Genomic DNA, 14,152 nt, shown 5'->3' with positions numbered 1-14,152 from the left:
TTAAAAATTTTCCTTTTTGGTTTTCGAAAATAGATAGCATAGATTATTTTGCTTCAATCCAGGCATGAGTTCAAGTCTATCCTTTGGATTACCAAATGAACTTTCCTCTAATTCCTTGTCTTGAAAACAAAAAATCCAAAAGTGAGTTAAAACAGTTTTTAACAGACGTTTACTTTTAATGAACGACCTTTTTTTTGGTTCGGTCCCAGCTCCAGGGCTCATCAAGGATATTGACATTAACCTTTTCTACCCCTTCCGCACTCAGGACTTTTCGCCGGATCTGTTCCTTAAAGTACTCGATCATGGGGCAGGCGCTTGTTGTCAATACAAGGTTTACGTCTACATTTGGTCCGTCGACTATTACTTCCTTTACCAGTCCCAGTTTGACGATATCCATCCTACCCCTGGGTCGACCAGATCTTTTAGCAGGGAATAAATTTGCCCATCCTTAAGCGCTGTTCCTTGTGAAATTTCTCCATGTCCGGAAGCTAACTCTTCATGTGCCTGGAACTTTTCTTCTAGCCTGCTCAGCCGGTCAAGTATCTGGCTTATCACAATCAAAGTTGCGCTGGTGCACGCCGCAGCAAGCTAGCGGGGTATTCAAATGAAAATAAGGCAACGGTTTCCAGAGAATAGAATGATTTCAGGAATTAATATTAGCACTTAAATGGACTTGTGATTCTATAGAACAGCGAACCTACTAAAATCCTACTAAAATAGAATTATATGTATAATCTAATATACATAAAAATCTAAATATACAATTGCAATTGTGGGGCCGTGAATTCTGGGGGTGGATATCGCAGTTCAATAAGGGGGAGAGTCGAAATTTCCTTTTGGATTATACCAACGGCAGCCATATGTCACCATTCAGCAAGTTGTTTGCTTGAAGGTGGAAATATCATATGCCTGGTTTTTGATATGCCTGGTTTTTTGGGTGAAAAAATAAATTATCTCTGGATACTCACCAGAAACTGTGGACCTGAGATGCTCTTCTCCAGAATCCTGATTGGCGGGCTGGCACGATAACCAGAAATAAATCTGAAAGCAGAAATCTGAAAGCAGAAATCTGAAAGCAGAAATCTAAAAGCAGAAAGGAGCTTGAGAATGGCAACTTTAACAGTTCTGAAATTTGACACAGCTAACGGTGCAGAACGTGCACTTGATGTGGTAAAGGATTTGAGCAAGCAGAATCTGATCAACCTGCATGATGCAGCCATAGTCACCTGGCCTGAAGGTAAAAAGAAACCAAAAACCAAACAATTGACTGATTTATCGGGCGTGGGTGCATTGAGCGGAGCTTTTTGGGGAATGCTATTTGGCCTGATCTTTTTTGTCCCCATATTTGGCCTGGTCGTCGGAGCTACACTGGGTGCACTGACCGGTTCAATGGCGGATGTTGGGATTAATGATGATTTTATCCGATCTGTCCGCAGCAAAGTTACAGAAGGCACCTCAGCCCTCTTTTTGATGACCAGTGATGCTGTACAGGATAGGGTCTTCGAATCCATGAAACAGTTCAAGTTTGAGATAATTGCATCCAACCTGTCTAAGGAAGAGGAAGAGAAACTTCGTGAAGCGTTTGCCGAAGAAGAAGCAGCACCTGCATACTGAATTTTGATAGACAAGCAAGCCACTCTCCCGGGAATGTAAATATTTCTGGGATCGATTGCAAAGCAAGAAAAATAATTCAATAAAAATAATTCAATATAAGATGAATTGGGGAGAAAAACAAAAAACGAATATGAAATTCTTCTAATCACAGGCACAAAGAAATGAAAGTACTTGAAAGAACTTTCATGCCAAATAAGTTTCCCCTTATTTTTATTACTTCAACAGAATTTTAAAATTAATAGAGGGGGTGCCACTCAAAGAATACAAATCAGGAGTTACTTTTCCAGGAATTATCGGGCTCACGTTTGTCCAGTCTGAACCAGCCTGAACGAAGCATTGCACGCCAAAAAGAGTGTTTCAAATGTACTGTTCGTTGTGCTGGACAACACAGGCTTTGGACAATTTGGGTGCTATGGCAACCCTATCCAGACACCAAACCTGGATAGCCTGGCCGCGGGAGGCCTCATTTACAAATCGGCCGAAATCACTATTCAAACAACATGGCCTGTACAACGGAGGATCAAGAAGCAGATTCCAAAACAATCGACTACGCAACATAATGGCATAACCTGAAACAAAAGGAATTTTCATGACATCAGAAATTGAATATTTTGTCATAGCCTTTGCAGTGCTGCTCTTTCTCTTTGGCCTTGTCTCCCGAAGGATCTCAGGTACTGTAGTTACAGCCCCTATGATCTTTGTGGCAGCAGGAATGCTGCTCAGCCCAGAAGGACTTGACCTTTTGAGTTTCTCTTCAAGCAGCACTCCAGTTCTTAGTGTAGCTGAGCTTGCACTTGTCCTGACTTTATTCTCGGATGCCTCAAAAATTGAGCTGCAAACACTATTGAGTGAAGAGAAACTTCCAGGACGGCTTCTAATAATTGGAACGCCGCTAACAATTGCCTTCGGAGCTATTGTTGCCGCTTTTCTTTTAAAAGATATAACACTTGCAGAAGCAGGTCTTATAGGAGCCATGCTTTCTCCTACCGATGCAGGACTTGGTCAGGCAATAGTTAACAATACAAAAGTACCTGCAAAAATCAGGCAGGCACTTAACGTAGAGAGTGGACTCAATGACGGGGGTGCAATTCCATTCTTTCTCTTTTTTCTGATACTAGCAAGAGGAGAGGCACTAAAATGGCCAGTAGGTACCTTGATCGTCCTGGCGTTTGAACAGATAGGTATAGGGGTGCTTGTGGGCGCAGCTATAGGGCTTGCAGGGGGATGGCTTTCGAGCAAAGCTGTAAGAGTCGGGTGGATGACGGGGCTTTACCGCAAAATTGGATTTATGTCTCTGGCTGTCATTTCCTGGCTTGGAGCAGACTTCATTGGCGGTAGTGGGTTCATTGCCGCTTTTACAGGTGGTCTCATTACTCAGGCTGCAGGTAAAATAAAAGCTACAGAAGAAGAAATCATCCTTACAGAAGCTGAAGGAAGCATACTTAGTTTTGCAGTTTTTTTCATATTCGGAATTACAGCGGCTGCAAGAATTTTTTTAATCAGCTGGCCGATATTTATCTATGCGGTGTTGAGCCTTACGCTTATCCGTATGATACCTGTGGCAATCTCCCTGATAGGCATGAAATTGCATACTAAGACCGTACTTTTTCTGGGCTGGTTTGGGCCCAGAGGTCTCGCATCTGTTGTTCTGTTATTGATTGCTATGGAAGAAACGGGAGGAATTGGGGGAAGTGAAACTCTAATTCTTGCCGTGATCACGACTGTTTTTCTAAGCGTTTTTGTCCAGGGAGCTACAGCAGGCCCTGGAAGTGAGTGGTATTCCCGCATAGTAGCGGCGCTGCCTACTGATGCACCTGAAAGGAAGAAAGGAGGAGAACCTTCTATAAGCTCCGATAACCTGGACCATCAAACCTGATTAGCTGGGTATAAAAGAAAATGATTAGTGTGAAAAAGGCAGCCCTGCTGTATTTTAACACGGAGCACTGCAAAATATGAAAATAAAAAGCGGTCATTACCGGTCACAGAGCATAAACAATTAGGGACTGGGAGAAATGTGAGTGGTTGAAATTGAACAGATACTGCCGCTTGGTAGAATTCTCCTGAGGCTGGCCGTTATTCTGGTACTGACAATAGGAGCCATAATAATAAGCCGATTAGTTCTGAAGCGCTTGCTTTGGCCGGCAATCAAAAAGACAAAAACAACGGTTGATGACCGAATTCTTCGCCTTCTGGAAAATCTCCTGTTACTTTACATTATTCTGCAGGGCATGCAGGCGACAGTAAGGCTGTTCAGTGAATCTGTAGGTATCTATTCAAAATTAGTGGATGATTTCTTCTTCCTTCTCTACTGGAGTATAGGAGCCTATATAATTATTCGCCTCATATCTATCACTTCAAACTGGTACTTATCCAGGGTACCCCTGCGGGATCGGGAAAAAATTGACCAGCGAATCGTTCGCGCCATACAATACATATTTCTTCTTGTTTTCGGTTTTCTAGCTATAGTTATACTCCTGAGACATTTCGGGATCACGGGTACTGCACTTACTGCATCACTTACAGCTCTCGGTCTCGGTGGAATAATCATTGGACTTGCAGCCCAGACAACCCTTGCTGATATCATTACCGGGATTGTGCTTTTAATTGACCGCCCCTTCAGAATCGGAGACCGTATTCGGATCGAAAAACTCGATACGTGGGGAGATGTGGTAGAGATTGGGTGGAGGTCAACGCGTATTCTTACAAGAGACAATAGGCTTGTAATAATCCCCAATTCTGTAATCGGAATGGATTTGATCACTAATTATTCCATACCCGATAAAATATACCGCGTCGAGATAGATGTAGTTGTATCCTATGGCCCGGATATAGAGTACGTACGAAACCTGATTATTGAAGCTATGAAGCACGAAGACTGGATCATGCATGAAAATCCCATACAGGTCCTCTTACTCGAGTTTACAGGGTCAGGAATGAAGCTCAAAGCCAGATGCTGGATAGAGGATTACGTGGAGACAAGAGTTTCAGAGGATCGATTAAATACGACAATTTATAAAGCTCTGATAAATGCAAATATAGCGATGCCTTCTTCTGATGTCATTATTCATTTTGCTGACAAGGAAAATGTGTTAACAATTTCCAAAAGAAACGAGGATTAAAAAAGGAAATAAGATTAGCAGAAAGAAGAGAACATCTTTAATTTTATAGAATAATCCTCCTCAGCAGACCCGATAAAATTAGTCAACATGCATAAAATAATATATATAAAAGAATAATTATATAAAGTGATTTATTGAACACCGAGCCTGGGGAGATATCGGAGGTTCTATTGGGGAGGGTTGACAGTGTAAAAATTAGCCTGTATTGCAGGTTCCATGACTCATGCAGGCATCAGTGAGAATTTCATAAAGTCAGTATGCAGCGAAGTAATTGAAGGCGCTTCAGCTCTCTTTTTGATGACTAGCGATGCCATAGGAGATAGAGTAGAAGATTCCATGAAACAGTTCTAGTTTGAAATCATTGCTACAAATCTGTCTTTTATTTAAGTCAAGAAAAAAATTCAAAACGAAAATGAGTGGGAGTACAGGGTAAATTCAGTTCCTCTCCACACCCTTATTTTTATAAATTTTATAGGTAATCCAAAATAGATCGGGGGATAAATGCCGCTTAAAGAATACAAATCAGGAACCACTTTTCCAGGAGTTGTCGGGCGCACGTTTGACCAGTCTGAACCAGCCTGGCCGGAACCATTGCGCGCCAAAGAGGGAGCTCCAAATGTACTTTTCATTGTGCTGGACGACACAGGATTTGGACAACTTGGGTGCTATGGCAGCCCTATCCAGACACCTAACTTTGATAGCCTGGCTGCGGGAGGACTCAGGTATAACAATATGCATACTACCGCACTGTGCTCTCCCAGCCGCTCGTGTATAATTACCGGCCGAAACCATCATTCGAATAATATGGCCTGCATCACTGAAGGCTCAACCGGCTATCCGGGCTATAGCGGCAATGTACCTTTTGAGAACGGCTTTCTGTCAGAGATACTGCAGCAGCATGGTTACAACACCTATGCGATAGGCAAATGGCACCTGACACCTGCAGAACAGACTTCGGCAGCCGGACCTTATGAACGCTGGCCTCTGGGACGGGGTTTTGAGCGTTTCTATGGTTTTTTAGGAGGAGATACACACCAGTATTACCCTGAGCTGGTCTATGACAATCACTCAGTAGCCCCTCCAAAAACTCCCGAAGAAGGGTACACCCTGAATGAAGACATAGTGGACAGGGCTATCCAGTTCATTGCCGACTCCAAACAGATAGCACCCAGCAAACCCTTTTTCATGTACTTCTGCCCGGGAGCTATGCATGCCCCTCATCACGTTCCTAAAGAATGGGCAGACAAATACAAAGGCAAGTTCGATGAAGGTTGGGACGTTTACCGGGAGAAGACATTAGCCCGGCAGAAGGAGCTGGGCATCTCCCCAAAAGAAACAGAGCTATCTCGCCATGATCCGGATGTCAAGCCCTGGGACCAGTGCTCTCCTGAGGAGAAGAAAGTATATGCCCGTATGATGGAGGTCTTTGCCGGGTTCCTGGAACATACCGACTACCACATTGGCAGGTTGTTACAGTTCCTCAAAGATATTGGCGAATTTGAAAACACGTTGATTATGGTGATTTCCGATAACGGAGCAAGCTCAGAAGGCGGGCCTACGGGATCGACTAACGAGATGAGATTTTTCAATAATGTGTCTGAGTCTGTGGAGGAGAATCTCGCAGCTCTGGATAAACTCGGGGGCCCCGAGACTTTCAACCATTATGCCTGGGGCTGGACCTTTGCTGGAAACACACCCTTCCGCCGCTGGAAACGTGAAACCTACCGTGGCGGTATCAGCGACCCATTTATAGTCCACTGGCCCAAAGGAATAAAAGACAGAGGTGAAATCAGAACTCAGTATGCCCACATTATCGATATGGTTCCTACGGTTCTGGACTGCCTTGGAATTGAACCTCCGATGGTTATCAAAGGTGTAACCCAATCACCTATTGAAGGCGTAAGTTTTGCACATACTCTGGACAATGCCAGTGCACCTACCAGGCACCACACCCAGTATTTCGAGATGATGGGGCACCGCTCCCTGTATCACGAAGGCTGGCGTGCCGTATGTCCATGGCCTGGTCCTTCGTTCACAGAATCAGGAAAATTCTTCGGGGCACCGATTACGGCAGATGTGCTGACCGAGCTTGATGCAAAAGGCTGGGAGCTTTATCACGTCGAGAAGGATTGGGCAGAGAACTATAATGTGGCTGCAGATAATCGACCCAGACTGATAGCGATGATTTCCGCCTGGTATGCAGAAGCCGGAAAATATAATGTGCTACCCATAGATTCTCGAGGAGTCATGCGCTTTGCCGATGAACGGCCGCAGATTACAGCCGATAGGCCCAGCTACGTTTATTATCCCGGAACTCAGCCGATTCCCGCAAACGCAGCAGTCCGGGTCCTCAACCGCCCGCATAGTATCATAGCTGACGTCGAAATCCCTGCAGGAGGTGCTGAAGGGGTCTTGATCTCCCAGGGTGATATTGAGGCTGGCTATATATTCTATGTAAAAGGCGGAAAGCTGCACTGGGTACACAATTACGTGACCAAGGCCTTCTATCATGTAGAGTCCGGTGAGAATATTCCTGAAGGGCGACATCAACTCGGTTTCGAGTTCGAGGTGACAGGTAAGCCAGATCCTGCTAACGGCAAGGGTGCACCGGGAATAGCTCAACTCTATATAGATAAAAAGCTGGTCGGCAAAATTGATGTACCTGTGACGACTCCGCTTTCATGGGGGATAACCGGGTTAAGCTGCGGCGCAGCTCATGGAGCGCCAGTTGTGCCTGAATACCAGCCGCCTTTTGAGTTTACCGGCAAGATATATAGCGTGACCGTGGATGTAAGCGGCCAGTTGATCGAGGATAAGGAAGCTGAAGCGCGTATGGTCATGGCCCGGCAATAAAGCGATACAGTCTGGCAGATTCAGTATCCTTTACATCTGAGATCTGTAGGCTATGATATAAAGTGTTTATAGAATAGATTGAAAATAAATCTGAAACGAGAGTGAGAATGGCACAAAAATAACCACTTAAGAGTATGAAAACGATTAATGATTTTTGGGCCATTTTCACCTCTTAAAGGTATCACGGAACTACAGAAGGAGTATGTATGAGTTCGATTCTACCAAATGATGAAGCATTGCGTGCCCTGGCCTCGAATCCGGATGAAAGCATCGTTGTTATGCTGAACCTGCTGAAGTTCAGGGGTGAAGAAGGAGCCCAGGCATACGGACGTTACATGAAAAACGTCTCGAAGATACTTGAAGCACGTGGCGCACGCGTAGTCTATTCAGGTAAGGCTACCGAATTGCTTGTGGGCGATGAAACATGGGATGCCATTATACTTGTTGAGTATCCTTCGCGCAAAGTCTTTCTGGAGATGATTAACAGTCCGGAATACCAAAAGGCTCATGTCGACCGTGAACAAGGCCTGGAGCGTACCGTGTTGTATGCGATGTCATCAATGGGAGAAGGGGAACGATTCTCTAAGTAAAAGTCGTCTAACCGAAGACAGGCTGACAGATTCAGCGTCCTCTGTACCTCTTTCAGTCTATGAGTGCAAAGAGTTTACGAAATTTTTGTGCTCAATAACCTGACACTGAATTCTTACAGTCCCGCAGAACTTGTCTCGCTGCACAGTAAATAGCTGATACCTGGTCTATAAAGGGGGGAGGTAAGAAGGGCATACCTGATGATTTTGTGGGATCAACAGATCCAAAGCTCGGGGGATATAAGTGATCGATATTGGACGGATGCTGTCACTCAGCATAGTTCTCTTGAGGCTGGTCGTTATTCTGTTAGCTATGATCGGTGCCTTAATAATCAGCCGATCAATTTTGAAGCGCTGGCTCTGGCCGGCAATCAAAAAGACAGAAACAAAAGCTGCAGATAAGATTTTCCTCCTTTTAGAAAGCATCCTGTTGAGCATCATCATTCTGCAGAGTACGCAAGCCGCAGTAAGGCTGTTCAGTAAGTATTTCAGTCTCTATGCAGAACTTATAGATAATTTCTTTTTCCTTCTCTACTGGAGTATAGGGACGCATATTGTTCTTAGCTTGATGTCCATCATTTCAGATTGGTACCTTTCCAGGGTACCCCTGAAGGATAGGGAAGAAATCGACCGCAGGGCAGTTCGCTCCATACAATATACTTCTCAGCTGGTTTTCAGTTTTTTTGCCGTAATCATACTTCTTGAGCGTTTCGGGATCACAACGGCTGCTTTTCATCAATCACTTACTGCTCTCGGTATCGGAGGCATTATAATTGGCCTTGCAGCCCAGAATACGCTTTCTGACATCATTACGGGGATTGCAATTTCCATAGATCGCCCCTTCAGGGCTGGAGACCGTATACTAATAGAAAAGCTCGGCACCTGGGGGGATGTGATAGAGATAAGCTGGCGGTCAACTCGCATTCTTACCAGGGATAACCGTGAGGTAGCAATTCCCAATTCTGTTATCGGCAAAGAACTTGTCACAAATTATTCCATACCCGACAGGATGTTTCGTATCGAGACCTTTGTCATTGTATCCTATGGCCCGGATATCGAGTACGTGCGAAATCTGATTCTTGAGGCTCTGGCTCACGAAGACTGGGTCATGCAAGATAAACCGATACAGGCACTTTTATTCGATTTTACAGAATTCGGAGTGAAGTTCAAAGTCAGATGCTGGATAGAAAACTTCGTGGAAACCAGGATTTTGGAGGATCGGCTCAACACGGCAATTTACAAGGCCCTGATAAATGCAGGTATCGCAGCGCCTTCTTTACATAATATTGTTCATTTCGCTGACCGGGAAAATGAGTTAACAATTTCCAGAAATGGCAATGATTTTAAGAACGGTTAATTGCATTTCTATGGAACCTTGCACTCTATGCCAGGGAACCCAATAAAATTGAGTAAGAAGTATACTAAACTACACATAAAACTCATATACATAAAAATTTAAATATACAACTGCGATTATCGGACTGCAAACTTGGGGGTAAATATCGCAGTTCAGTAATGGATGGGGAAGGCAGATAGTCTCAAAATTAGTCGGGTGCGGGCCTGGAATGTCATCTTTGACATTATAATTCAGTCACCTGACAGGTTTTCATCAGCTAGCTTGAAAGGATGCGGGAAAAAAGAGAGAGTAAAATACTATTTTTCCGTTCGAATCAAAACGGTTGCGGCCCGATGTCAGGGTTCAGTAAGTTCTGCGCGGGAAGGCGAAGAATACCAAATTCATTGCTTTTCGGTCACAAACAAAATTATCCCTGGACTATCCACTGTTAAAAAGTCTACAAATCTGAAATTGCTTCTCCAGAATAGTCTGTTGAAAAATAGCTACAAAAATTTTTTGTAAGCAAAGATCCGTATTGCCAGTTTATGAGGCAAGTTATTTTCGGCTCTTTCCGCTATGCCACCGATTTGGGGATCGTCGGTCTGGACAGGGGTGCGGGCGGTAAATACCTGATCTTGCCTTCGAGGGAAATCGAGCTGGTGAAGTGACTACTGGCTAACAGGGTGACACGACGACGATTGCTTCGCTGGCTCATGGTGGAATATACAGCCTGGCAGATCAATACCCCTTACACATGATCTGTCAGGCTATGAGTACAAAGTGTTTACAGAATGGACTGAAAATAAACCTGATAAGAGAGTTAGAATGGCACAAAACTACCTGCCTCCCAGAATTCATATACTGGCAAAGCCAACAGGAGCGATCTGTAATCTGGCTTGTTCCTACTGTTTTTTTCTGGACAAAGAGCTGCTTTATCCAGGCAGCAGGTTCCGCATGTCAGATGAAGTTCTGGAAAACTACATCCGGCAGCTTATCGAAGCCCACCACAGCTCGCAGGTAACTGTCGCCTGGCAGGGAGGGGAACCTACTCTGATGGGAATAGACTTTTACCGGCGTGCAATCGAACTGCAGGAAAAGTACAGAAAACCGGGGATGACTTTCGAAAATACGATGCAGACAAACGGCACGCTGCTGGACGACGAATGGTGCCGGTTTTTTAAGGAAAACAATTTTCTCATAGGGCTCAGCATCGACGGTCCTCGTGAATTGCACGACGTCTATCGGGTGGATAAAAGGGGGAATGGAACTTTCGACCAGGTCATGAAGGGGCTTCGACTGCTGCAAAAACACGGTGTTGAATACAATGTCCTGACCACAGTAAATAGGGTCAACGCCAATTATCCGCTTGAAGTCTACCACTTCCTTCGGGATGAAGCAGGGACAGACTGGATGCAGTTTATTCCGGTTGTAGAGCGAATCAATGAAGAGGGGCATACTCTTTACCAGAGAGGAGACACAGTTTCGGACCGTTCTGTGCAGCCAGAGCAGTTTGGCAGTTTCTTGAACCGTATTTTTGACGAGTGGGTAAGAAACGATGTGGGAAAGGTATTCGTGCAGACTTTTGAAGCTTCTGCGCGCAGATGGCTGGGGCTTCCTTCAGGCATGTGCGTTTTTGAGGAAATGTGCGGTATTGGGCTTGTTCTGGAACACAATGGCGATCTTTACTCATGCGACCATTTTGTGGAACCGGACTACCTGCTTGGCAATATTCTGGAAAATGAGATTTCTGAGCTTGCTGCTTCGGAAAAGCAGTACAGGTTCGGGCAGGACAAAAGCAACACTCTCCCGCAGGTATGCCGGGAATGTGAGGTGCTCTTTGCCTGCAGGGGAGAATGCCCTAAAAACCGCTTCCTTACAACTCCTGCTGGGGAACCCGGACTTAACTACCTATGCGAGGGCTTGAAAGCTTTCTTCCGGCATATCGACTTTCCGATGCAGATCCTGGCAGGTCTTATACGCAGGGGTTATCCGGCAACAGAAGTGATGAAAATCCTGGCTCTGGAAGAGGCTTTTGCAAGAGCCGGAAGAAACGACCCTTGTCCCTGCGGCAGCGGCCGAAAGTTTAAACGCTGTCATGGTCTCAGGAAAAATAATGCGAAAGGGGAGACGAGAATCAGATAAAGCAAAGGGTTCAGACGTAGTCTGGATCAATTATACGATTGTGAAAAAATGGGGTATAGCGAAGAAAAAAATTAAATTTATCTCTCAAACTGCGGAAGGTTGCTTTAAATTGCCGAGTGAGATATCAACCAATTTATTTGGGGGGTTAAGAATGACAGAAAAGAAACCAAACATACTGGTCATCTGGGGAGATGACATCGGAATTACCAACCTGAGCTGCTACAGCGACGGGCTGATGGGATACAGAACACCAAACATTGACCGGATAGCAAACGAAGGTATCAGATTTACGGACTCTTACGGGGAGCAGAGTTGTACTGCCGGAAGAGCTTCGTTTATCACCGGCCAGAGCGCCTTCCGTACCGGACTGAGTAAGGTGGGAATGCCCGGAGCTAAGATGGGACTTCATTCCGAAGACCCGACAATTGCCGAACTGCTGAAACCTCTGGGTTATTCCACAAGTCAGTTTGGAAAGAACCATTTCGGAGATCGGGACGAATACCTGCCCACAAACCACGGTTTTGACGAGTTCTTTGGCAATCTCTACCACCTGAATGCTGAAGAAGAACCTGAAAAACGCGATTATCCACCTGAAAAAGATTTTCCTAATTTCAGAAAGAACTATGGTCCCAGGGGCGTAATCCATAGCTATGCCGACGGCCGCATCGAGGATACCGGTCCATTGACCAAAAAAAGAATGGAAGACGTAGACCAGGAATTTCTGGATGCAGCCATCGATTTTATTAAACGTCAGCATGAGGCGGAAAAGCCGTTCTTTGTCTGGTTCAATACCACAAGAATGCATTTCAGGACCCACATCCCTGACAGGATACGAGGACAGTCGGGGCGCTGGCAATCCGCATATCATGATGCCATGATTGAGCATGATCGGCAGGTAGGCGTGCTGCTTGATTTGCTGGACGAAATCGGCATTGCCGATAATACCATTGTTCTCTACAGCACGGACAACGGACCACATATGAACTCCTGGCCCGATGCAGCTATGACTCCGTTCCGCAACGAGAAAAACTCCTGCTGGGAGGGAGCTTTCCGTGTTCCTGAGGTAATGCGCTGGCCTGGCAAGATCCCGGCAGGCACAATTTCTAATGAGATTGTAAGCCACCTGGACTGGCTGCCCACTTTGCTTGCAGCAGCCGGAGAGCCGGATATTAAGGAGAAGCTTAAAAGAGGCCACAAAGCAATAGACAAAACTTTCAAAGTGCATCTTGATGGCTATAATCTGCTGCCCTATCTGACCGGAAAGGAAGAAAAATCTCCACGTATTGCGTTCTTTTACTTCTCAGACGATGGAGACCTGGTGGCTTTGAGATACGACAACTGGAAAATGGTCTTTTTGGAGCAGCGTGCTGCCGGTACGCTCCTGGTCTGGGCTGAACCTTTTGTTCCGCTGCGCGTACCAAAAATATTCAATCTGCGTACCGACCCATATGAAAGAGCAGATCAGACCTCTAATACTTACTACGACTGGCTTCTCGACCACGCCTTCATGGTTGTTCCTGCTCAGGGAATTGTGGGAGACTTCCTGGCAACGTTTAAAGAATTCCCTCCACGCCAGAAAGCAGCAAGCTTTACCGTTGACAGGATAATGGAAAAGCTTGTGCAGGGAATCGGGAGCAACTGAAGGTTAAAGCTTTATTTGAAATAAAAATCTGCAGGAAAAGGAGTGATTATTGATGAGACGAATCATGGGCGGTCTCAGAGGCCGTGGAGAAGAAAGCATACAACGCTACAAAATGCACGAAAAACTTGTTTCCATAGGAGACGACTACTGGATAGAAAACGAAGCTGGGGAGAGGGAATTTTATGTGGACGGCAAAGCTCTCCGCCTACGCAACACCCTGATTATCAAGGATGTACAGGGTAATGAGGTATATAAACTCCAGGAGAAGCTTCTCAGGATAAAAGATACGATGGACCTCCAGGATGCGGATGGGAAAACAGTCGCAACGATCAAAAAAGCCCTGATCTCACCTCTTCGCGACCGCTGGAAAGTTGAAGTAGCAGATGGGCCTGAAATGGAGGTCCAGGGCAATATTCTTGACCATGAGTATAAGATTGAAGCCGGGAGGGAAAAAGTCGCCGAGGTATCAAAAAGATGGTTCCGGGTAAGAGATACCTATGGTGTGGAGATTGAGCCCGGACAGGACAGTGCGCTTATCCTGGCGATTGCAGCTGCGCTCGATCAGATGGCCCACGATTGATAAGATAGGTGGAGAAGAGTAAATTGAGCCTTTTCTTTTTCGAATCTGCAGTTAACTTGACAACGCGATAGATTTCGCATTGAGGCGCACTGTAATTGTGGTTTTATTCAAGTTAAATTTGTGCGCGTGTAGAACCAGTTATAATCATTTGTATTCCTTCAGTCTCAGTGTTCGCAGATAGTCCATGTCTGTTTCGCTCAATTTTTAAATTTAAGTAGAAATCAAGAAGCTGTTAAAGACAAGTTCTAACGTTCTCCAAAAGTGAAAAGACACATTTTC

Annotated in this window: 13 protein-coding genes; 11 read left to right on the top strand and 2 right to left on the bottom strand. The window is 45.2% G+C overall.

Features of this window, described 5'->3' with window-relative positions; all coding sequences use genetic code 11:
* Positions 1-175: 175 nt before the first annotated feature.
* Together MSVAZ_RS21215 and MSVAZ_RS21210 are read right to left on the bottom strand one after the other, a co-directional pair.
* Entirely contained in the window at positions 176-397 is a 222-nt protein-coding gene (locus tag MSVAZ_RS21215) for a metal-sulfur cluster assembly factor (protein WP_052727934.1), read from the bottom strand.
* On the bottom strand, positions 370-555 hold the full coding sequence (locus MSVAZ_RS21210) for a hypothetical protein (protein ID WP_232316273.1): 186 nt from the start codon (positions 553-555) through the stop codon (positions 370-372). Before MSVAZ_RS21210 ends, MSVAZ_RS21215 begins: the two co-directional genes overlap by 28 nt.
* A gap of 552 nt (positions 556-1,107) precedes the next feature.
* On the opposite strand from MSVAZ_RS21210, the gene MSVAZ_RS09020 reads away from it, so the two are divergent.
* The 11 genes from MSVAZ_RS09020 to MSVAZ_RS08965 all read left to right on the top strand — a co-directional run bounded on the left by MSVAZ_RS09020 (position 1,108) and on the right by MSVAZ_RS08965 (position 13,873).
* A complete protein-coding gene (locus MSVAZ_RS09020) occupies positions 1,108-1,614 on the top strand; it encodes a DUF1269 domain-containing protein (protein ID WP_048120358.1) in 507 nt (168 codons plus the stop codon).
* Positions 1,615-1,989: 375 nt separating this feature from the next.
* Positions 1,990-2,187, top strand: coding sequence for a sulfatase-like hydrolase/transferase (locus MSVAZ_RS21205; protein ID WP_232316272.1), 198 nt, complete (start codon positions 1,990-1,992; stop codon positions 2,185-2,187).
* A gap of 16 nt (positions 2,188-2,203) precedes the next feature.
* The gene (locus MSVAZ_RS09010) at positions 2,204-3,490 is read left to right on the top strand and encodes a cation:proton antiporter (RefSeq protein ID WP_048120354.1); all 1,287 of its coding nucleotides are present in this window, start codon (positions 2,204-2,206) and stop codon (positions 3,488-3,490) included.
* Positions 3,491-3,632: 142 nt separating this feature from the next.
* Positions 3,633-4,733: a mechanosensitive ion channel family protein gene (locus tag MSVAZ_RS09005; protein WP_048120353.1), complete on the top strand. Its 1,101-nt coding sequence runs from the start codon at positions 3,633-3,635 to the stop codon at positions 4,731-4,733.
* 216 nt (positions 4,734-4,949) lie between these two features.
* A complete protein-coding gene (locus MSVAZ_RS19490) occupies positions 4,950-5,084 on the top strand; it encodes a DUF1269 domain-containing protein (protein ID WP_082091080.1) in 135 nt (44 codons plus the stop codon).
* 150 nt (positions 5,085-5,234) lie between these two features.
* On the top strand, positions 5,235-7,586 hold the full coding sequence (locus MSVAZ_RS08995; RefSeq protein ID WP_048120351.1) for an arylsulfatase: 2,352 nt from the start codon (positions 5,235-5,237) through the stop codon (positions 7,584-7,586).
* A gap of 206 nt (positions 7,587-7,792) precedes the next feature.
* Positions 7,793-8,176 carry a DUF1330 domain-containing protein gene (locus tag MSVAZ_RS08990; RefSeq protein ID WP_048120349.1) on the top strand — a complete coding sequence of 128 codons (384 nt, stop codon included), beginning with the start codon at positions 7,793-7,795 and terminating at the stop codon, positions 8,174-8,176.
* A 241-nt stretch (positions 8,177-8,417) separates the two neighbouring features.
* Positions 8,418-9,530 carry a mechanosensitive ion channel family protein gene (locus tag MSVAZ_RS08985; RefSeq protein WP_048120347.1) on the top strand — a complete coding sequence of 371 codons (1,113 nt, stop codon included), beginning with the start codon at positions 8,418-8,420 and terminating at the stop codon, positions 9,528-9,530.
* 804 nt (positions 9,531-10,334) lie between these two features.
* Complete coding sequence (locus tag MSVAZ_RS08975) at positions 10,335-11,651, top strand: anaerobic sulfatase maturase (protein WP_048120343.1); 1,317 nt, start codon at positions 10,335-10,337, stop codon at positions 11,649-11,651.
* A 151-nt stretch (positions 11,652-11,802) separates the two neighbouring features.
* Positions 11,803-13,293 (top strand): arylsulfatase, encoded by a 1,491-nt coding sequence (locus MSVAZ_RS08970; protein WP_048123835.1) that lies wholly within the window; start codon positions 11,803-11,805, stop codon positions 13,291-13,293.
* Positions 13,294-13,345: 52 nt separating this feature from the next.
* Positions 13,346-13,873 carry an LURP-one-related/scramblase family protein gene (locus MSVAZ_RS08965; RefSeq protein ID WP_048120341.1) on the top strand — a complete coding sequence of 176 codons (528 nt, stop codon included), beginning with the start codon at positions 13,346-13,348 and terminating at the stop codon, positions 13,871-13,873.
* Positions 13,874-14,152: the final 279 nt, after the last annotated feature.

Origin of the sequence: Methanosarcina vacuolata Z-761 (assembly GCF_000969905.1) — an archaeon.
GTDB lineage: Archaea > Halobacteriota > Methanosarcinia > Methanosarcinales > Methanosarcinaceae > Methanosarcina > Methanosarcina vacuolata.
Note: the sequence above shows the minus strand (reverse complement) of the source record. Positions and strands in the feature narration are given on the sequence as shown.